An 18,485-nucleotide genomic window follows, 5' to 3' on the forward strand; every position below is an offset into this window, starting at 1 on the left:
TTATCCCCTGCGTAAGGAGCAGAAGGAGAAAGGGGAGGAGTACCTTTGGCCCCCCGAGGCGGCGGAGCTTCTGCGTCTGGCCTACGGGTGGCCCGGTCGTGTCCCCTCGCCTCTCCGTGGAGGAAGCCCTTTCCCTCCTGGAGACGGCTGGCCGGCTGGCTCGGGGGCTCAAGGAGGGTGCGCCCACCATTCCCGAGGTGGTCCGGGACCTGAAGGGGCTGGGGGAGGTGCTGGAGGCGTTTAGGGGGGAGGCTAAGCGGTATGAGAGGCTTTCCGGGGAGATGTCCGCCACCCTGGGCGGCTTCCTTCGCCGCTTGGAGGGGGAGATGCAGGGGTTTGTCGCCGATACGCGCCGGGAGGTTTCCGAGGCCCTGAGCCGGGTGGTCAATCCCCTGGTCCCCGCCACCACCCTGGCGGTGCTTTCGTCCCTCTTCGCCGTGGGCTTCCTCGTCCTCTCCTCCGTCCACTCTGCGGGCTGGGTGTCGGCCCTTCCCTACCTGGGGGCGGCCTCCTGGGCGGGGCCGTGGTCTGGTGGTTGAGGGGTTAGCCCCTATAATGGGGGCATGCGGTCGGCCATCGCCAAGCTCGGACTTCCCCCCTACAAACTTCACCCTGCCGGAGGTTCGGGTAGAATGGTCTGACCCCCGGGGGTGCGGTGGCCGACCTAAATCCCCGGGGGTTTTACCTTCCCCCGAAATCCTCGTTCAGGACGGCCAAAGGGCCCTCTCCTACGGCCTCCGGGAGGTGGTCCGGCGGGCGCTCGCCCCCTACGCTGACCACTTCCGGGGGCTTACTTCCTGCGGCTACCCCGCCCCTCAGGGGGACCATGTAACGGCCTTCCTCGTGGAGGAGGAGGAGGGCTACCGGGTCCGCTTCTCCGGGGTGATGACCTGCGGGTCCCCGTGGGCTTGCCCGGTGTGCTCCTCGCGGCTGGCCCGGGACCGGGGCGAGGCCCTGGCCCGGGCGGCGGCCCGGCTGGTGGGGCTCGGCTACCGGGCCGTGCATGTGGTGCTCACGGTTCGGCACACCCGGGGGGAGGCCCTGGCCGATGTCTTCGGGGCCCTCTCCTCGGCCTGGCGGTGGGCCTGGGGGCATAGGCGGGTCAAGGCCCTCCTCCGGGGGGTGGCCTATGCCCGTTCGGTGGAGATTACCTTCGGGCGCAACGGCTGGCACCCCCACATCCACGCCCTTCTGCTCGTGCCTGCTCACCGGGATCCCTGGGCCCTTGAGGATCCACTTTGGGAGGCGTGGAGTGAGGCGGTGGAGGCGGTGGGCTGGGCTCCCTCGTCCCGTGATGCCTACTCCTTTGAGGTCGTGGAGTCCGAGGAGGACTTGGGCCATGTGAGCCGCTATGTGGGCAAGGGCTCGTGGGGCCTCGGCCTCGAGGTGGCGGGTGGACCTCTGAAAGGGGCCACCAGGGCCTGACCCCCTTTGAGTTGCTGGGGGCGGCCTGGGCTGGGGGGGCCATCCCGTACCAGGGCACCCCGGCCTGGGTGGACGGGGAGGGGAGGGAGGTGGAGGTGGACCCCCTGGAGGAGGGGGGGGCCTTGATACTCCGGGAGTTTTGCGGCCACGCCCTCCGGCACGCTACTCGCCTCGGTCTGACCCCTGAGGAGGCCGCCTGGCGGTGGGTGGAGTACGCCAAGGCCACCCGTGGCCGCAAGGCCCTGACCACTTCCAGGGCGCTGACCCTCCTCCTCCGGGAGGCCCTGGCCGAGGTGGAGGCCGAGGAGGAGGCCCGGCCTCCGGTGGAGGTGGTCAAGCTCGCCCGGGCCGCTTATGTCTGGCTTCTCCGGTCTGGCCGGCTGGCCTACTGGATCCATGTGGCTGAGTCCCTGGGCTCGCTGGTCCTGGCCTGTGAGCTTCTGGGGCTCGTGGAGGGGGTGGAGTGGGATGTGGTTCCCCGTGCTCCTCCTGGGGAGGAGGAGGTGGCGGCTTGCGTCTAGCAAAACCCTCCGCTAAAACTTGGCGGAAAGGGTACCCGGCACTTTTCGCGAGGTTTTTTGCGGGGGGGTATGGGGTTTGGGGGGTGAGCCCCGCCCCCCAAAATCCCCTTTCTGGGCGGTATACTTTGCGTATGCCCCTGGCGTGGCTGACTGGGGGGGCGGGGCGAGGGGCGAAGCCCCTAGGGGGGGCGCGAAGCGCCCCCCCTAGGGGCTTCGCCCCCTCGGGCCTTGGTGCGAGGCCCGACCCCCCCACCCCATACCCCCCCGGATGGAACGAAACGGGGGTGCAGGGGGCGCCCAGCCCCCTGCCTGCAAACCCGCGCCGGGCGTGGAAGGGGCCCCGTCAGGGGACGAGGGGGGCCCCCCTTCCTTTGGGGCGGCATTTTTCTGGGCGGCCTCCTCGGGTTGCGGGGTACGGGGTGGGCCGGGCCCCTGTCCAGGGTGCGGGGTAGGGGCCCCGCACCCCCGAAGGGGGCTTGCCCTGGACAGGGTGGCCCACCCCGTAGACTGGTTGGCCCCGAGGCCGCCCCGGGTCTGGAGGGTTTGGAGGTAGCGGGTGGCTGAGGAGAGGCCCACCCCCTGGTGCATCTGGCCTGCGACGGGGTCATGCCCCGCTGGCTGGCTGAGGTCTACGGGGTTCCCCGGGGGGCGGGCCACCGGAGGGTGGTCCACCTTCCCCCTACCCCCTGGTCCCGGAGGGCGGTCCGCCTCGAGGTGGTGGGGTGGTCCCGGGGTGAGGTGGCTCTTGCGCCGAAGGCCCTCCGCCATGCCCTGGCGACTGCGGTGGCCCGCTACCGCCTGAGGGCCCGCCCTGACCTTTGGGACTCCCTGGCCGTCCGGTCCTCCCGGCGTTCCCTCCGAGGGAGGGAGTGGGCCCGTTGGCTAGGCCGGGAGGGTCGCTTGAAGGGGGTCCCCCGCCCTGATGCTGAGGTCTGGGATGTGGAGGCCCTGGCCCCCTTCCTTCCGAGGTTCACGAAGCGCCCTGATACCGGCTGGCCTCATCTCTACTCCCCGGTGGCCGTGGAGGTGGACATGCGCCTTTCCCCCGAGGCGGTCTGGGCTCGGTGGGAGGCGTGGCTTTCGGTCTACTCCGGGGTGCTCTGGTTTGTGCCCTCCGAGGAGAGGGCTCGGGCGGTGGGCTCTCTGCTCAGGCGGTGGTTGGAGGGGCGTGAAGGCCTCTCGGATGCCTGGCGGGTCTATGTGATTGGGAGGTGGTGGGATGGACAAGACTGAGGCTCAGGATTGGCGTGCGTCCTCCCTTGGGGGGGGCTGGCTCACTACCGGGGATGTGGCCCGGCGGGTCGGCATCTCTCCCGGTACGGCCCGGTACTACGCGGGCCTGCTCCTGGACCGGGGTTATCCCCTGCGTAAGGAGCAGAAGGAGAAAGGGGAGGAGTACCTTTGGCCCCCGAGGCGGCGGAGCTTCTGCGTCTGGCCTACGGGTGGCCCGGTCCGTGTCCCCTCGCCTCTCCGTGGAGGAAGCCCTTTCCCTCCTGGAGACGGCTGGCCGGCTGGCTCGGGGGCTCAAGGAGGGTGCGCCCACCATTCCCGAGGTGGTCCGGGACCTGAAGGGGCTGGGGGAGGTGCTGGAGGCGTTTAGGGGGGAGGCTAAGCGGTATGAGAGGCTTTCCGGGGAGATGTCCGCCACCCTGGGCGGCTTCCTTCGCCGCTTGGAGGGGGAGATGCAGGGGTTTGTCGCCGATACGCGCCGGGAGGTTTCCGAGGCCCTGAGCCGGGTGGTCAATCCCCTGGTCCCCGCCACCACCCTGGCGGTGCTTTCGTCCCTCTTCGCCGTGGGCTTCCTCGTCCTCTCCTCCGTCCACTCTGCGGGCTGGGTGTCGGCCCTTCCCTACCTGGGGCGGCCCTCCTGGGCGGGCCGTGGTCTGGTGGTTGAGGGGTTAGCCCCTATAATGGGGGCATGCGGTCGGCCATCGCCAAGCTCGGACTTCCCCCTACAAACTTCACCCTGCCGGAGGTTCGGGGTAGAATGGTCTGACCCCGGGGGTGCGGTGGCCGACCTAAATCCCCGGGGGTTTTACCTTCCCCCGAAATCCTCGTTCAGGACGGCCAAGGGCCCTCTCCTACGGCCTCCGGGAGGTGGTCCGGCGGGCGCTCGCCCCCTACGCTGACCACTTCCGGGGGCTTACTTCCTGCGGCTACCCCGCCCCTCAGGGGGACCATGTAACGGCCTTCCTCGTGGAGGAGGAGGAGGGCTACCGGGTCCGCTTCTCCGGGGTGATGACCTGCGGGTCCCGTGGGCTTGCCCGGTGTGCTCCTCGCGGCTGGCCCGGGACCGGGGCGAGGCCTGGCCCGGGCGGCGGCCCGGCTGGTGGGGCTCGGCTACCGGGCCGTGCATGTGGTGCTCACGGTTCGGCACACCCGGGGGAGGCCCTGGCCGATGTCTTCGGGGCCCTCTCCTCGGCCTGGCGGTGGGCCTGGGGGCATAGGCGGGTCAAGGCCTCCTCCGGGGGTGGCCTATGCCCGTTCGGTGGAGATTACCTTCGGGCGCAACGGCTGGCACCCCCACATCCACGCCCTTCTGCTCGTGCCTGCTCACCGGGATCCCTGGGCCCTTGAGGATCCACTTTGGGAGGCGTGGAGTGAGGCGGTGGAGGCGGTGGGCTGGGCTCCCTCGTCCCGTGATGCCTACTCCTTTGAGGTCGTGGAGTCCGAGGAGGACTTGGGCCATGTGAGCCGCTATGTGGGCAAGGGCTCGTGGGGCCTCGGCCTCGAGGTGGCGGGTGGACCTCTGAAAGGGGGCCACCAGGGCCTGACCCCCTTTGAGTTGCTGGGGGCGGCCTGGGCTGGGGGGCCATCCCGTACCAGGGCACCCCGGCCTGGGTGGACGGGGAGGGAGGGAGGTGGAGGTGGACCCCCTGGAGGAGGGGGGGCCTTGATACTCCGGGAGTTTTGCGGCCACGCCCTCCGGCACGCTACTCGCCTCGGTCTGACCCCTGAGGAGGCCGCCTGGCGGTGGGTGGAGTACGCCAAGGCCACCCGTGGCCGCAAGGCCCTGACCACTTCCAGGGCGCTGACCCTCCTCCTCCGGGAGGCCCTGGCCGAGGTGGAGGCCGAGGAGGAGGCCCGGCCTCCGGTGGAGGTGGTCAAGCTCGCCCGGGCCGCTTATGTCTGGCTTCTCCGGTCTGGCCGGCTGGCCTACTGGATCCATGTGGCTGAGTCCCTGGGCTCGCTGGTCCTGGCCTGTGAGCTTCTGGGGCTCGTGGAGGGGGTGGAGTGGGATGTGGTTCCCCGTGCTCCTCCTGGGGAGGAGGAGGTGGCGGCTTGCGTCTAGCAAAACCCTCCGCTAAAACTTGGCGGAAAGGGTACCCGGCACTTTTCGCGAGGTTTTTTGCGGGGGGGTATGGGGTTTGGGGGGTGAGCCCCGCCCCCAAAATCCCCTTTCTGGGCGGTATACTTTGCGTATGCCCCTGGCGTGGCTGACTGGGGGGCGGGGCGAGGGCGAAGCCCTAGGGGGGGCGCGAAGCGCCCCCCTAGGGGCTTCGCCCCTCGGGCCTTGGTGCGAGGCCCGACCCCCCACCCCATACCCCCCCGGATGGAACGAAACGGGGGTGCAGGGGGCGCCCAGCCCCCTGCCTGCAAACCCGCGCCGGGCGTGGAAGGGGCCCCGTCAGGGGACGAGGGGGGCCCCCTTCCTTTGGGGCGGCATTTTTCTGGGGCGGCCTCCTCGGGTTGCGGGGTACGGGGTGGGCCGGGCCCCTGTCCAGGGTGCGGGGTAGGGGCCCCGCACCCCCGAAGGGGGCTTGCCCTGGACAGGGTGGCCCACCCCGTAGACTGGTTGGCCCCGAGGCCGCCCCGGGTCTGGAGGGTTTGGAGGTAGCGGGTGGCTGAGGAGAGGCCCCACCCCCTGGTGCATCTGGCCTGCGACGGGGTCATGCCCCGCTGGCTGGCTGAGGTCTACGGGGTTCCCCGGGGGCGGGCCACCGGAGGGTGGTCCACCTTCCCCCTACCCCCTGGTCCCGGAGGGCGGTCCGCCTCGAGGTGGTGGGGTGGTCCCGGGGTGAGGTGGCTCTTGCGCCGAAGGCCCTCCGCCATGCCCTGGCGACTGCGGTGGCCCGCTACCGCCTGAGGGCCCGCCCTGACCTTTGGGACTCCCTGGCCGTCCGGTCCTCCCGGCGTTCCCTCCGAGGGAGGGAGTGGGCCCGTTGGCTAGGCCGGGAGGGTCGCTTGAAGGGGGTCCCCGCCCTGATGCTGAGGTCTGGGATGTGGAGGCCCTGGCCCCCTTCCTTCCGAGGTTCACGAAGCGCCCTGATACCGGCTGGCCTCATCTCTACTCCCCGGTGGCCGTGGAGGTGGACATGCGCCTTTCCCCCGAGGCGGTCTGGGCTCGGTGGGAGGCGTGGCTTTCGGTCTACTCCGGGGTGCTCTGGTTTGTGCCCTCCGAGGAGAGGGCTCGGGCGGTGGGCTCTCTGCTCAGGCGGTGGTTGGAGGGGCGTGAAGGCCTCTCGGATGCCTGGCGGGTCTATGTGATTGGGAGGTGGTGGGATGGACAAGACTGAGGCTCAGGATTGGCGTGCGTCCTCCCTTGGGGGGGGCTGGCTCACTACCGGGGATGTGGCCCGGCGGGTCGGCATCTCTCCCGGTACGGCCCGGTACTACGCGGGCCTGCTCCTGGACCGGGGTTATCCCCTGCGTAAGGAGCAGAAGGAGAAAGGGGAGGAGTACCTTTGGCCCCCCGAGGCGGCGGAGCTTCTGCGTCTGGCCTACGGGGTGGCCCGGTCCGTGTCCCCTCGCCTCTCCGTGGAGGAAGCCCTTTCCCTCCTGGAGACGGCTGGCCGGCTGGCTCGGGGGCTCAAGGAGGGTGCGCCCACCATTCCCGAGGTGGTCCGGGACCTGAAGGGGCTGGGGGAGGTGCTGGAGGCGTTTAGGGGGGAGGCTAAGCGGTATGAGAGGCTTTCCGGGGAGATGTCCGCCACCCTGGGCGGCTTCCTTCGCCGCTTGGAGGGGGAGATGCAGGGGTTTGTCGCCGATACGCGCCGGGAGGTTTCCGAGGCCCTGAGCCGGGTGGTCAATCCCCTGGTCCCCGCCACCACCCTGGCGGTGCTTTCGTCCCTCTTCGCCGTGGGCTTCCTCGTCCTCTCCTCCGTCCACTCTGCGGGCTGGGTGTCGGCCCTTCCCTACCTGGGGGCGGCCCTCCTGGGCGGGGCCGTGGTCTGGTGGTTGAGGGGTTAGCCCCTATAATGGGGGCATGCGGTCGGCCATCGCCAAGCTCGGACTTCCCCCCTACAAACTTCACCCTGCCGGAGGTTCGGGGTAGAATGGTCTGACCCCCGGGGGTGCGGTGGCCGACCTAAATCCCCGGGGGTTTTACCTTCCCCGAAATCCTCGTTCAGGACGGCCAAAGGGCCCTCTCCTACGGCCTCCGGGAGGTGGTCCGGCGGGCGCTCGCCCCCTACGCTGACCACTTCCGGGGGCTTACTTCCTGCGGCTACCCCGCCCCTCAGGGGGACCATGTAACGGCCTTCCTCGTGGAGGAGGAGGAGGGCTACCGGGTCCGCTTCTCCGGGGTGATGACCTGCGGGTCCCCGTGGGCTTGCCCGGTGTGCTCCTCGCGGCTGGCCCGGGACCGGGGCGAGGCCCTGGCCCGGGCGGCGGCCCGGCTGGTGGGGCTCGGCTACCGGGCCGTGCATGTGGTGCTCACGGTTCGGCACACCCGGGGGGAGGCCCTGGCCGATGTCTTCGGGGCCCTCTCCTCGGCCTGGCGGTGGGCCTGGGGGCATAGGCGGGTCAAGGCCCTCCTCCGGGGGGTGGCCTATGCCCGTTCGGTGGAGATTACCTTCGGGCGCAACGGCTGGCACCCCCACATCCACGCCCTTCTGCTCGTGCCTGCTCACCGGGATCCCTGGGCCCTTGAGGATCCACTTTGGGAGGCGTGGAGTGAGGCGGTGGAGGCGGTGGGCTGGGCTCCCTCGTCCCGTGATGCCTACTCCTTTGAGGTCGTGGAGTCCGAGGAGGACTTGGGCCATGTGAGCCGCTATGTGGGCAAGGGCTCGTGGGGCCTCGGCCTCGAGGTGGCGGGTGGACCTCTGAAAGGGGGCCACCAGGGCCTGACCCCCTTTGAGTTGCTGGGGGCGGCCTGGGCTGGGGGGGCCATCCCGTACCAGGGCACCCCGGCCTGGGTGGACGGGGAGGGGAGGGAGGTGGAGGTGGACCCCCTGGAGGAGGGGGGGGCCTTGATACTCCGGGAGTTTTGCGGCCACGCCCTCCGGCACGCTACTCGCCTCGGTCTGACCCCTGAGGAGGCCGCCTGGCGGTGGGTGGAGTACGCCAAGGCCACCCGTGGCCGCAAGGCCCTGACCACTTCCAGGGCGCTGACCCTCCTCCTCCGGGAGGCCCTGGCCGAGGTGGAGGCCGAGGAGGAGGCCCGGCCTCCGGTGGAGGTGGTCAAGCTCGCCCGGGCCGCTTATGTCTGGCTTCTCCGGTCTGGCCGGCTGGCCTACTGGATCCATGTGGCTGAGTCCCTGGGCTCGCTGGTCCTGGCCTGTGAGCTTCTGGGGCTCGTGGAGGGGGTGGAGTGGGATGTGGTTCCCCGTGCTCCTCCTGGGGAGGAGGAGGTGGCGGCTTGCGTCTAGCAAAACCCTCCGCTAAAACTTGGCGGAAAGGGTACCCGGCACTTTTCGCGAGGTTTTTTGCGGGGGGGTATGGGGTTTGGGGGGTGAGCCCCGCCCCCCAAAATCCCCTTTCTGGGCGGTATACTTTGCGTATGCCCCTGGCGTGGCTGACTGGGGGGGCGGGGCGAGGGGCGAAGCCCCTAGGGGGGGCGCGAAGCGCCCCCCCTAGGGGCTTCGCCCCCTCGGGCCTTGGTGCGAGGCCCGACCCCCCCACCCCATACCCCCCCGGATGGAACGAAACGGGGGTGCAGGGGGCGCCCAGCCCCCTGCCTGCAAACCCGCGCCGGGCGTGGAAGGGGCCCCGTCAGGGGACGAGGGGGGCCCCCCTTCCTTTGGGGCGGCATTTTTCTGGGGCGGCCTCCTCGGGTTGCGGGGTACGGGGTGGGCCGGGCCCCTGTCCAGGGTGCGGGGTAGGGGCCCCGCACCCCCGAAGGGGGCTTGCCCTGGACAGGGTGGCCCACCCCGTAGACTGGTTGGCCCCGAGGCCGCCCCGGGTCTGGAGGGTTTGGAGGTAGCGGGTGGCTGAGGAGAGGCCCCACCCCCTGGTGCATCTGGCCTGCGACGGGGTCATGCCCCGCTGGCTGGCTGAGGTCTACGGGGTTCCCCGGGGGGCGGGCCACCGGAGGGTGGTCCACCTTCCCCCTACCCCCTGGTCCCGGAGGGCGGTCCGCCTCGAGGTGGTGGGGTGGTCCCGGGGTGAGGTGGCTCTTGCGCCGAAGGCCCTCCGCCATGCCCTGGCGACTGCGGTGGCCCGCTACCGCCTGAGGGCCCGCCCTGACCTTTGGGACTCCCTGGCCGTCCGGTCCTCCCGGCGTTCCCTCCGAGGGAGGGAGTGGGCCCGTTGGCTAGGCCGGGAGGGTCGCTTGAAGGGGGTCCCCCGCCCTGATGCTGAGGTCTGGGATGTGGAGGCCCTGGCCCCCTTCCTTCCGAGGTTCACGAAGCGCCCTGATACCGGCTGGCCTCATCTCTACTCCCCGGTGGCCGTGGAGGTGGACATGCGCCTTTCCCCCGAGGCGGTCTGGGCTCGGTGGGAGGCGTGGCTTTCGGTCTACTCCGGGGTGCTCTGGTTTGTGCCCTCCGAGGAGAGGGCTCGGGCGGTGGGCTCTCTGCTCAGGCGGTGGTTGGAGGGGCGTGAAGGCCTCTCGGATGCCTGGCGGGTCTATGTGATTGGGAGGTGGTGGGATGGACAAGACTGAGGCTCAGGATTGGCGTGCGTCCTCCCTTGGGGGGGGCTGGCTCACTACCGGGGATGTGGCCCGGCGGGTCGGCATCTCTCCCGGTACGGCCCGGTACTACGCGGGCCTGCTCCTGGACCGGGGTTATCCCCTGCGTAAGGAGCAGAAGGAGAAAGGGGAGGAGTACCTTTGGCCCCCCGAGGCGGCGGAGCTTCTGCGTCTGGCCTACGGGGTGGCCCGGTCCGTGTCCCCTCGCCTCTCCGTGGAGGAAGCCCTTTCCCTCCTGGAGACGGCTGGCCGGCTGGCTCGGGGGCTCAAGGAGGGTGCGCCCACCATTCCCGAGGTGGTCCGGGACCTGAAGGGGCTGGGGGAGGTGCTGGAGGCGTTTAGGGGGGAGGCTAAGCGGTATGAGAGGCTTTCCGGGGAGATGTCCGCCACCCTGGGCGGCTTCCTTCGCCGCTTGGAGGGGGAGATGCAGGGGTTTGTCGCCGATACGCGCCGGGAGGTTTCCGAGGCCCTGAGCCGGGTGGTCAATCCCCTGGTCCCCGCCACCACCCTGGCGGTGCTTTCGTCCCTCTTCGCCGTGGGCTTCCTCGTCCTCTCCTCCGTCCACTCTGCGGGCTGGGTGTCGGCCCTTCCCTACCTGGGGGCGGCCCTCCTGGGCGGGGCCGTGGTCTGGTGGTTGAGGGGTTAGCCCCTATAATGGGGGCATGCGGTCGGCCATCGCCAAGCTCGGACTTCCCCCCTACAAACTTCACCCTGCCGGAGGTTCGGGGTAGAATGGTCTGACCCCCGGGGGTGCGGTGGCCGACCTAAATCCCCGGGGGTTTTACCTTCCCCCGAAATCCTCGTTCAGGACGGCCAAAGGGCCCTCTCCTACGGCCTCCGGGAGGTGGTCCGGCGGGCGCTCGCCCCCTACGCTGACCACTTCCGGGGGCTTACTTCCTGCGGCTACCCCGCCCCTCAGGGGGACCATGTAACGGCCTTCCTCGTGGAGGAGGAGGAGGGCTACCGGGTCCGCTTCTCCGGGGTGATGACCTGCGGGTCCCCGTGGGCTTGCCCGGTGTGCTCCTCGCGGCTGGCCCGGGACCGGGGCGAGGCCCTGGCCCGGGCGGCGGCCCGGCTGGTGGGGCTCGGCTACCGGGCCGTGCATGTGGTGCTCACGGTTCGGCACACCCGGGGGGAGGCCCTGGCCGATGTCTTCGGGGCCCTCTCCTCGGCCTGGCGGTGGGCCTGGGGGCATAGGCGGGTCAAGGCCCTCCTCCGGGGGGTGGCCTATGCCCGTTCGGTGGAGATTACCTTCGGGCGCAACGGCTGGCACCCCCACATCCACGCCCTTCTGCTCGTGCCTGCTCACCGGGATCCCTGGGCCCTTGAGGATCCACTTTGGGAGGCGTGGAGTGAGGCGGTGGAGGCGGTGGGCTGGGCTCCCTCGTCCCGTGATGCCTACTCCTTTGAGGTCGTGGAGTCCGAGGAGGACTTGGGCCATGTGAGCCGCTATGTGGGCAAGGGCTCGTGGGGCCTCGGCCTCGAGGTGGCGGGTGGACCTCTGAAAGGGGGCCACCAGGGCCTGACCCCCTTTGAGTTGCTGGGGGCGGCCTGGGCTGGGGGGGCCATCCCGTACCAGGGCACCCCGGCCTGGGTGGACGGGGAGGGGAGGGAGGTGGAGGTGGACCCCCTGGAGGAGGGGGGGGCCTTGATACTCCGGGAGTTTTGCGGCCACGCCCTCCGGCACGCTACTCGCCTCGGTCTGACCCCTGAGGAGGCCGCCTGGCGGTGGGTGGAGTACGCCAAGGCCACCCGTGGCCGCAAGGCCCTGACCACTTCCAGGGCGCTGACCCTCCTCCTCCGGGAGGCCCTGGCCGAGGTGGAGGCCGAGGAGGAGGCCCGGCCTCCGGTGGAGGTGGTCAAGCTCGCCCGGGCCGCTTATGTCTGGCTTCTCCGGTCTGGCCGGCTGGCCTACTGGATCCATGTGGCTGAGTCCCTGGGCTCGCTGGTCCTGGCCTGTGAGCTTCTGGGGCTCGTGGAGGGGGTGGAGTGGGATGTGGTTCCCCGTGCTCCTCCTGGGGAGGAGGAGGTGGCGGCTTGCGTCTAGCAAAACCCTCCGCTAAAACTTGGCGGAAAGGGTACCCGGCACTTTTCGCGAGGTTTTTTGCGGGGGGGTATGGGGTTTGGGGGGTGAGCCCCGCCCCCCAAAATCCCCTTTCTGGGCGGTATACTTTGCGTATGCCCCTGGCGTGGCTGACTGGGGGGGCGGGGCGAGGGGCGAAGCCCCTAGGGGGGCGCGAAGCGCCCCCCCTAGGGGCTTCGCCCCCTCGGGCCTTGGTGCGAGGCCCGACCCCCCCACCCCATACCCCCCCGGATGGAACGAAACGGGGGTGCAGGGGGCGCCCAGCCCCCTGCCTGCAAACCCGCGCCGGGCGTGGAAGGGGCCCCGTCAGGGGACGAGGGGGGCCCCCTTCCTTTGGGGCGGCATTTTTCTGGGGCGGCCTCCTCGGGTTGCGGGGTACGGGGTGGGCCGGGCCCCTGTCCAGGGTGCGGGGTAGGGGCCCCGCACCCCCGAAGGGGGCTTGCCCTGGACAGGGTGGCCCACCCCGTAGACTGGTTGGCCCCGAGGCCGCCCCGGGTCTGGAGGGTTTGGAGGTAGCGGGTGGCTGAGGAGAGGCCCCACCCCCTGGTGCATCTGGCCTGCGACGGGGTCATGCCCCGCTGGCTGGCTGAGGTCTACGGGGTTCCCCGGGGGGCGGGCCACCGGAGGGTGGTCCACCTTCCCCCTACCCCCTGGTCCCGGAGGGCGGTCCGCCTCGAGGTGGTGGGGTGGTCCCGGGGTGAGGTGGCTCTTGCGCCGAAGGCCCTCCGCCATGCCCTGGCGACTGCGGTGGCCCGCTACCGCCTGAGGGCCCGCCCTGACCTTTGGGACTCCCTGGCCGTCCGGTCCTCCCGGCGTTCCCTCCGAGGGAGGGAGTGGGCCCGTTGGCTAGGCCGGGAGGGTCGCTTGAAGGGGGTCCCCCGCCCTGATGCTGAGGTCTGGGATGTGGAGGCCCTGGCCCCCTTCCTTCCGAGGTTCACGAAGCGCCCTGATACCGGCTGGCCTCATCTCTACTCCCCGGTGGCCGTGGAGGTGGACATGCGCCTTTCCCCCGAGGCGGTCTGGGCTCGGTGGGAGGCGTGGCTTTCGGTCTACTCCGGGGTGCTCTGGTTTGTGCCCTCCGAGGAGAGGGCTCGGGCGGTGGGCTCTCTGCTCAGGCGGTGGTTGGAGGGGCGTGAAGGCCTCTCGGATGCCTGGCGGGTCTATGTGATTGGGAGGTGGTGGGATGGACAAGACTGAGGCTCAGGATTGGCGTGCGTCCTCCCTTGGGGGGGGCTGGCTCACTACCGGGGATGTGGCCCGGCGGGTCGGCATCTCTCCCGGTACGGCCCGGTACTACGCGGGCCTGCTCCTGGACCGGGGTTATCCCCTGCGTAAGGAGCAGAAGGAGAAAGGGGAGGAGTACCTTTGGCCCCCGAGGCGGCGGAGCTTCTGCGTCTGGCCTACGGGGTGGCCCGGTCCGTGTCCCCTCGCCTCTCCGTGGAGGAAGCCCTTTCCCTCCTGGAGACGGCTGGCCGGCTGGCTCGGGGGCTCAAGGAGGGTGCGCCCACCATTCCCGAGGTGGTCCGGGACCTGAAGGGGCTGGGGGAGGTGCTGGAGGCGTTTAGGGGGGAGGCTAAGCGGTATGAGAGGCTTTCCGGGGAGATGTCCGCCACCCTGGGCGGCTTCCTTCGCCGCTTGGAGGGGGAGATGCAGGGGTTTGTCGCCGATACGCGCCGGGAGGTTTCCGAGGCCCTGAGCCGGGTGGTCAATCCCCTGGTCCCCGCCACCACCCTGGCGGTGCTTTCGTCCCTCTTCGCCGTGGGCTTCCTCGTCCTCTCCTCCGTCCACTCTGCGGGCTGGGTGTCGGCCCTTCCCTACCTGGGGGCGGCCCTCCTGGGCGGGGCCGTGGTCTGGTGGTTGAGGGGTTAGCCCCTATAATGGGGGCATGCGGTCGGCCATCGCCAAGCTCGGACTTCCCCCCTACAAACTTCACCCTGCCGGAGGTTCGGGGTAGAATGGTCTGACCCCCGGGGGTGCGGTGGCCGACCTAAATCCCCGGGGGTTTTACCTTCCCCCGAAATCCTCGTTCAGGACGGCCAAAGGGCCCTCTCCTACGGCCTCCGGGAGGTGGTCCGGCGGGCGCTCGCCCCCTACGCTGACCACTTCCGGGGGCTTACTTCCTGCGGCTACCCCGCCCCTCAGGGGGACCATGTAACGGCCTTCCTCGTGGAGGAGGAGGAGGGCTACCGGGTCCGCTTCTCCGGGGTGATGACCTGCGGGTCCCCGTGGGCTTGCCCGGTGTGCTCCTCGCGGCTGGCCCGGGACCGGGGCGAGGCCCTGGCCCGGGCGGCGGCCCGGCTGGTGGGGCTCGGCTACCGGGCCGTGCATGTGGTGCTCACGGTTCGGCACACCCGGGGGGAGGCCCTGGCCGATGTCTTCGGGGCCCTCTCCTCGGCCTGGCGGTGGGCCTGGGGGCATAGGCGGGTCAAGGCCCTCCTCCGGGGGGTGGCCTATGCCCGTTCGGTGGAGATTACCTTCGGGCGCAACGGCTGGCACCCCCACATCCACGCCCTTCTGCTCGTGCCTGCTCACCGGGATCCCTGGGCCCTTGAGGATCCACTTTGGGAGGCGTGGAGTGAGGCGGTGGAGGCGGTGGGCTGGGCTCCCTCGTCCCGTGATGCCTACTCCTTTGAGGTCGTGGAGTCCGAGGAGGACTTGGGCCATGTGAGCCGCTATGTGGGCAAGGGCTCGTGGGGCCTCGGCCTCGAGGTGGCGGGTGGACCTCTGAAAGGGGGCCACCAGGGCCTGACCCCCTTTGAGTTGCTGGGGGCGGCCTGGGCTGGGGGGGCCATCCCGTACCAGGGCACCCCGGCCTGGGTGGACGGGGAGGGGAGGGAGGTGGAGGTGGACCCCCTGGAGGAGGGGGGGGCCTTGATACTCCGGGAGTTTTGCGGCCACGCCCTCCGGCACGCTACTCGCCTCGGTCTGACCCCTGAGGAGGCCGCCTGGCGGTGGGTGGAGTACGCCAAGGCCACCCGTGGCCGCAAGGCCCTGACCACTTCCAGGGCGCTGACCCTCCTCCTCCGGGAGGCCCTGGCCGAGGTGGAGGCCGAGGAGGAGGCCCGGCCTCCGGTGGAGGTGGTCAAGCTCGCCCGGGCCGCTTATGTCTGGCTTCTCCGGTCTGGCCGGCTGGCCTACTGGATCCATGTGGCTGAGTCCCTGGGCTCGCTGGTCCTGGCCTGTGAGCTTCTGGGGCTCGTGGAGGGGGTGGAGTGGGATGTGGTTCCCCGTGCTCCTCCTGGGGAGGAGGAGGTGGCGGCTTGCGTCTAGCAAAACCCTCCGCTAAAACTTGGCGGAAAGGGTACCCGGCACTTTTCGCGAGGTTTTTTGCGGGGGGTATGGGGTTTGGGGGTGAGCCCGCCCCCCAAAATCCCCTTTCTGGGCGGTATACTTTGCGTATGCCCCTGGCGTGGCTGACTGGGGGGCGGGCGAGGGGCGAAGCCCTAGGGGGGCGCGAAGCGCCCCCCCTAGGGGCTTCGCCCCTCGGGCCTTGGTGCGAGGCCCGACCCCCCACCCATACCCCCCCGGATGGAACGAAACGGGGGTGCAGGGGGCGCCCAGCCCCCTGCCTGCAAACCCGCGCCGGGCGTGGAAGGGGCCCCGTCAGGGGACGAGGGGGGCCCCCCTTCCTTTGGGGCGGCATTTTTCTGGGGCGGCCTCCTCGGGTTGCGGGGTACGGGGTGGGCCGGGCCCCTGTCCAGGGTGCGGGGTAGGGCCCCGCACCCCCGAAGGGGCTTGCCCTGGACAGGGTGGCCCACCCGTAGACTGGTTGGCCCCGAGGCCGCCCCGGGTCTGGAGGGTTTGGAGGTAGCGGGTGGCTGAGGAGAGGCCCCACCCCCTGGTGCATCTGGCCTGCGACGGGGTCATGCCCCGCTGGCTGGCTGAGGTCTACGGGGTTCCCCGGGGGGCGGGCCACCGGAGGGTGGTCCACCTTCCCCCTACCCCCTGGTCCCGGAGGGCGGTCCGCCTCGAGGTGGTGGGGTGGTCCCGGGGTGAGGTGGCTCTTGCGCCGAAGGCCCTCCGCCATGCCCTGGCGACTGCGGTGGCCCGCTACCGCCTGAGGGCCCGCCCTGACCTTTGGGACTCCCTGGCCGTCCGGTCCTCCCGGCGTTCCCTCCGAGGGAGGGAGTGGGCCCGTTGGCTAGGCCGGGAGGGTCGCTTGAAGGGGGTCCCCCGCCCTGATGCTGAGGTCTGGGATGTGGAGGCCCTGGCCCCCTTCCTTCCGAGGTTCACGAAGCGCCCTGATACCGGCTGGCCTCATCTCTACTCCCCGGTGGCCGTGGAGGTGGACATGCGCCTTTCCCCCGAGGCGGTCTGGGCTCGGTGGGAGGCGTGGCTTTCGGTCTACTCCGGGGTGCTCTGGTTTGTGCCCTCCGAGGAGAGGGCTCGGGCGGTGGGCTCTCTGCTCAGGCGGTGGTTGGAGGGGCGTGAAGGCCTCTCGGATGCCTGGCGGGTCTATGTGATTGGGAGGTGGTGGGATGGACAAGACTGAGGCTCAGGATTGGCGTGCGTCCTCCCTTGGGGGGGGCTGGCTCACTACCGGGGATGTGGCCCGGCGGGTCGGCATCTCTCCCGGTACGGCCCGGTACTACGCGGGCCTGCTCCTGGACCGGGGTTATCCCCTGCGTAAGGAGCAGAAGGAGAAAGGGGAGGAGTACCTTTGGCCCCCCGAGGCGGCGGAGCTTCTGCGTCTGGCCTACGGGGTGGCCCGGTCCGTGTCCCCTCGCCTCTCCGTGGAGGAAGCCCTTTCCCTCCTGGAGACGGCTGGCCGGCTGGCTCGGGGGCTCAAGGAGGGTGCGCCCACCATTCCCGAGGTGGTCCGGGACCTGAAGGGGCTGGGGGAGGTGCTGGAGGCGTTTAGGGGGGAGGCTAAGCGGTATGAGAGGCTTTCCGGGGAGATGTCCGCCACCCTGGGCGGCTTCCTTCGCCGCTTGGAGGGGGAGATGCAGGGGTTTGTCGCCGATACGCGCCGGGAGGTTTCCGAGGCCCTGAGCCGGGTGGTCAATCCCCTGGTCCCCGCCACCACCCTGGCGGTGCTTTCGTCCCTCTTCGCCGTGGGCTTCCTCGTCCTCTCCTCCGTCCACTCTGCGGGCTGGGTGTCGGCCCTTCCCTACCTGGGGGCGGCCCTCCTGGGCGGGGCCGTGGTCTGGTGGTTGAGGGGTTAGCCCCTATAATGGGGGCATGCGGTCGGCCATCGCCAAGCTCGGACTTCCCCCCTACAAACTTCACCCTGCCGGAGGTTCGGGGTAGAATGGTCTGACCCCCGGGGGTGCGGTGGCCGACCTAAATCCCCGGGGGTTTTACCTTCCCCCGAAATCCTCGTTCAGGACGGCCAAAGGGCCCTCTCCTACGGCCTCCGGGAGGTGGTCCGGCGGGCGCTCGCCCCCTACGCTGACCACTTCCGGGGGCTTACTTCCTGCGGCTACCCCGCCCCTCAGGGGGACCATGTAACGGCCTTCCTCGTGGAGGAGGAGGAGGGCTACCGGGTCCGCTTCTCCGGGGTGATGACCTGCGGGTCCCCGTGGGCTTGCCCGGTGTGCTCCTCGCGGCTGGCCCGGGACCGGGGCGAGGCCCTGGCCCGGGCGGCGGCCCGGCTGGTGGGGCTCGGCTACCGGGCCGTGCATGTGGTGCTCACGGTTCGGCACACCCGGGGGGAGGCCCTGGCCGATGTCTTCGGGGCCCTCTCCTCGGCCTGGCGGTGGGCCTGGGGGCATAGGCGGGTCAAGGCCCTCCTCCGGGGGGTGGCCTATGCCCGTTCGGTGGAGATTACCTTCGGGCGCAACGGCTGGCACCCCCACATCCACGCCCTTCTGCTCGTGCCTGCTCACCGGGATCCCTGGGCCCTTGAGGATCCACTTTGGGAGGCGTGGAGTGAGGCGGTGGAGGCGGTGGGCTGGGCTCCCTCGTCCCGTGATGCCTACTCCTTTGAGGTCGTGGAGTCCGAGGAGGACTTGGGCCATGTGAGCCGCTATGTGGGCAAGGGCTCGTGGGGCCTCGGCCTCGAGGTGGCGGGTGGACCTCTGAAAGGGGGCCACCAGGGCCTGACCCCCTTTGAGTTGCTGGGGGCGGCCTGGGCTGGGGGGGCCATCCCGTACCAGGGCACCCCGGCCTGGGTGGACGGGGAGGGGAGGGAGGTGGAGGTGGACCCCCTGGAGGAGGGGGGGGCCTTGATACTCCGGGAGTTTTGCGGCCACGCCCTCCGGCACGCTACTCGCCTCGGTCTGACCCCTGAGGAGGCCGCCTGGCGGTGGGTGGAGTACGCCAAGGCCACCCGTGGCCGCAAGGCCCTGACCACTTCCAGGGCGCTGACCCTCCTCCTCCGGGAGGCCCTGGCCGAGGTGGAGGCCGAGGAGGAGGCCCGGCCTCCGGTGGAGGTGGTCAAGCTCGCCCGGGCCGCTTATGTCTGGCTTCTCCGGTCTGGCCGGCTGGCCTACTGGATCCATGTGGCTGAGTCCCTGGGCTCGCTGGTCCTGGCCTGTGAGCTTCTGGGGCTCGTGGAGGGGGTGGAGTGGGATGTGGTTCCCCGTGCTCCTCCTGGGGAGGAGGAGGTGGCGGCTTGCGTCTAGCAAAACCCTCCGCTAAAACTTGGCGGAAAGGGTACCCG

General features: G+C 70.5%; 18 protein-coding genes. All 18 read left to right on the forward strand.

Annotated features, from left to right (window positions below; all coding sequences use genetic code 11):
- The first annotated feature begins 98 nt into the window (after nucleotides 1-98).
- The 18 genes from BS74_RS11090 to BS74_RS11175 all read left to right on the forward strand — a co-directional run bounded on the left by BS74_RS11090 (nucleotide 99) and on the right by BS74_RS11175 (nucleotide 18,447).
- Nucleotides 99-539 carry a hypothetical protein gene (locus tag BS74_RS11090; RefSeq protein WP_038059264.1) on the forward strand — a complete coding sequence of 147 codons (441 nt, stop codon included), beginning with the start codon at nucleotides 99-101 and terminating at the stop codon, nucleotides 537-539.
- Between the two features lie 205 nt (nucleotides 540-744).
- Nucleotides 745-1,425 carry a protein rep gene (locus tag BS74_RS11095; protein WP_038059278.1) on the forward strand — a complete coding sequence of 227 codons (681 nt, stop codon included), beginning with the start codon at nucleotides 745-747 and terminating at the stop codon, nucleotides 1,423-1,425.
- A gap of 11 nt (nucleotides 1,426-1,436) precedes the next feature.
- The gene (locus tag BS74_RS11100) at nucleotides 1,437-1,946 is read left to right on the forward strand and encodes a hypothetical protein (protein ID WP_038059286.1); all 510 of its coding nucleotides are present in this window, start codon (nucleotides 1,437-1,439) and stop codon (nucleotides 1,944-1,946) included.
- Between the two features lie 606 nt (nucleotides 1,947-2,552).
- A complete protein-coding gene (locus BS74_RS11105) occupies nucleotides 2,553-3,179 on the forward strand; it encodes a hypothetical protein (RefSeq protein ID WP_185747757.1) in 627 nt (208 codons plus the stop codon).
- Between the two features lie 209 nt (nucleotides 3,180-3,388).
- Nucleotides 3,389-4,075 (forward strand): hypothetical protein, encoded by a 687-nt coding sequence (locus BS74_RS11110; protein WP_185747758.1) that lies wholly within the window; start codon nucleotides 3,389-3,391, stop codon nucleotides 4,073-4,075.
- A 359-nt stretch (nucleotides 4,076-4,434) separates the two neighbouring features.
- On the forward strand, nucleotides 4,435-5,238 hold the full coding sequence (locus BS74_RS11990) for a hypothetical protein (protein ID WP_185747759.1): 804 nt from the start codon (nucleotides 4,435-4,437) through the stop codon (nucleotides 5,236-5,238).
- Nucleotides 5,239-6,169: 931 nt separating this feature from the next.
- Nucleotides 6,170-6,463: a hypothetical protein gene (locus tag BS74_RS11120; protein ID WP_038059294.1), complete on the forward strand. Its 294-nt coding sequence runs from the start codon at nucleotides 6,170-6,172 to the stop codon at nucleotides 6,461-6,463.
- Nucleotides 6,450-7,136: a hypothetical protein gene (locus BS74_RS11125; protein WP_185747760.1), complete on the forward strand. Its 687-nt coding sequence runs from the start codon at nucleotides 6,450-6,452 to the stop codon at nucleotides 7,134-7,136. The genes BS74_RS11120 and BS74_RS11125 overlap by 14 nt, the downstream gene beginning before the upstream one ends.
- A 197-nt stretch (nucleotides 7,137-7,333) precedes the next feature.
- Nucleotides 7,334-8,536 carry a protein rep gene (locus BS74_RS11130; RefSeq protein ID WP_038059298.1) on the forward strand — a complete coding sequence of 401 codons (1,203 nt, stop codon included), beginning with the start codon at nucleotides 7,334-7,336 and terminating at the stop codon, nucleotides 8,534-8,536.
- A 557-nt stretch (nucleotides 8,537-9,093) separates the two neighbouring features.
- Entirely contained in the window at nucleotides 9,094-9,771 is a 678-nt protein-coding gene (locus BS74_RS11135; protein WP_038059301.1) for a hypothetical protein, read from the forward strand.
- Nucleotides 9,758-10,444 carry a hypothetical protein gene (locus BS74_RS11140; protein ID WP_185747760.1) on the forward strand — a complete coding sequence of 229 codons (687 nt, stop codon included), beginning with the start codon at nucleotides 9,758-9,760 and terminating at the stop codon, nucleotides 10,442-10,444. The genes BS74_RS11135 and BS74_RS11140 overlap by 14 nt, the downstream gene beginning before the upstream one ends.
- Before the next feature lie 198 nt (nucleotides 10,445-10,642).
- On the forward strand, nucleotides 10,643-11,845 hold the full coding sequence (locus tag BS74_RS11145; protein ID WP_038059298.1) for a protein rep: 1,203 nt from the start codon (nucleotides 10,643-10,645) through the stop codon (nucleotides 11,843-11,845).
- Nucleotides 11,846-12,400: 555 nt separating this feature from the next.
- Nucleotides 12,401-13,078, forward strand: coding sequence for a hypothetical protein (locus BS74_RS11150; RefSeq protein ID WP_038059301.1), 678 nt, complete (start codon nucleotides 12,401-12,403; stop codon nucleotides 13,076-13,078).
- Nucleotides 13,079-13,246: 168 nt separating this feature from the next.
- On the forward strand, nucleotides 13,247-13,750 hold the full coding sequence (locus tag BS74_RS11155) for a hypothetical protein (RefSeq protein ID WP_038059304.1): 504 nt from the start codon (nucleotides 13,247-13,249) through the stop codon (nucleotides 13,748-13,750).
- A 198-nt stretch (nucleotides 13,751-13,948) separates the two neighbouring features.
- A complete protein-coding gene (locus BS74_RS11160) occupies nucleotides 13,949-15,151 on the forward strand; it encodes a protein rep (protein ID WP_038059298.1) in 1,203 nt (400 codons plus the stop codon).
- Nucleotides 15,152-15,695: 544 nt separating this feature from the next.
- Nucleotides 15,696-16,373 carry a hypothetical protein gene (locus BS74_RS11165; RefSeq protein ID WP_038059301.1) on the forward strand — a complete coding sequence of 226 codons (678 nt, stop codon included), beginning with the start codon at nucleotides 15,696-15,698 and terminating at the stop codon, nucleotides 16,371-16,373.
- Nucleotides 16,360-17,046 (forward strand): hypothetical protein, encoded by a 687-nt coding sequence (locus tag BS74_RS11170; protein WP_185747760.1) that lies wholly within the window; start codon nucleotides 16,360-16,362, stop codon nucleotides 17,044-17,046. The genes BS74_RS11165 and BS74_RS11170 overlap by 14 nt, the downstream gene beginning before the upstream one ends.
- Before the next feature lie 198 nt (nucleotides 17,047-17,244).
- On the forward strand, nucleotides 17,245-18,447 hold the full coding sequence (locus BS74_RS11175; protein ID WP_038059298.1) for a protein rep: 1,203 nt from the start codon (nucleotides 17,245-17,247) through the stop codon (nucleotides 18,445-18,447).
- The last annotated feature ends 38 nt before the right edge of the window (nucleotides 18,448-18,485 follow it).

It is taken from the genome of Thermus amyloliquefaciens (assembly GCF_000744885.1).
Taxonomy (GTDB): Bacteria; Deinococcota; Deinococci; order Deinococcales; family Thermaceae; genus Thermus; species Thermus amyloliquefaciens.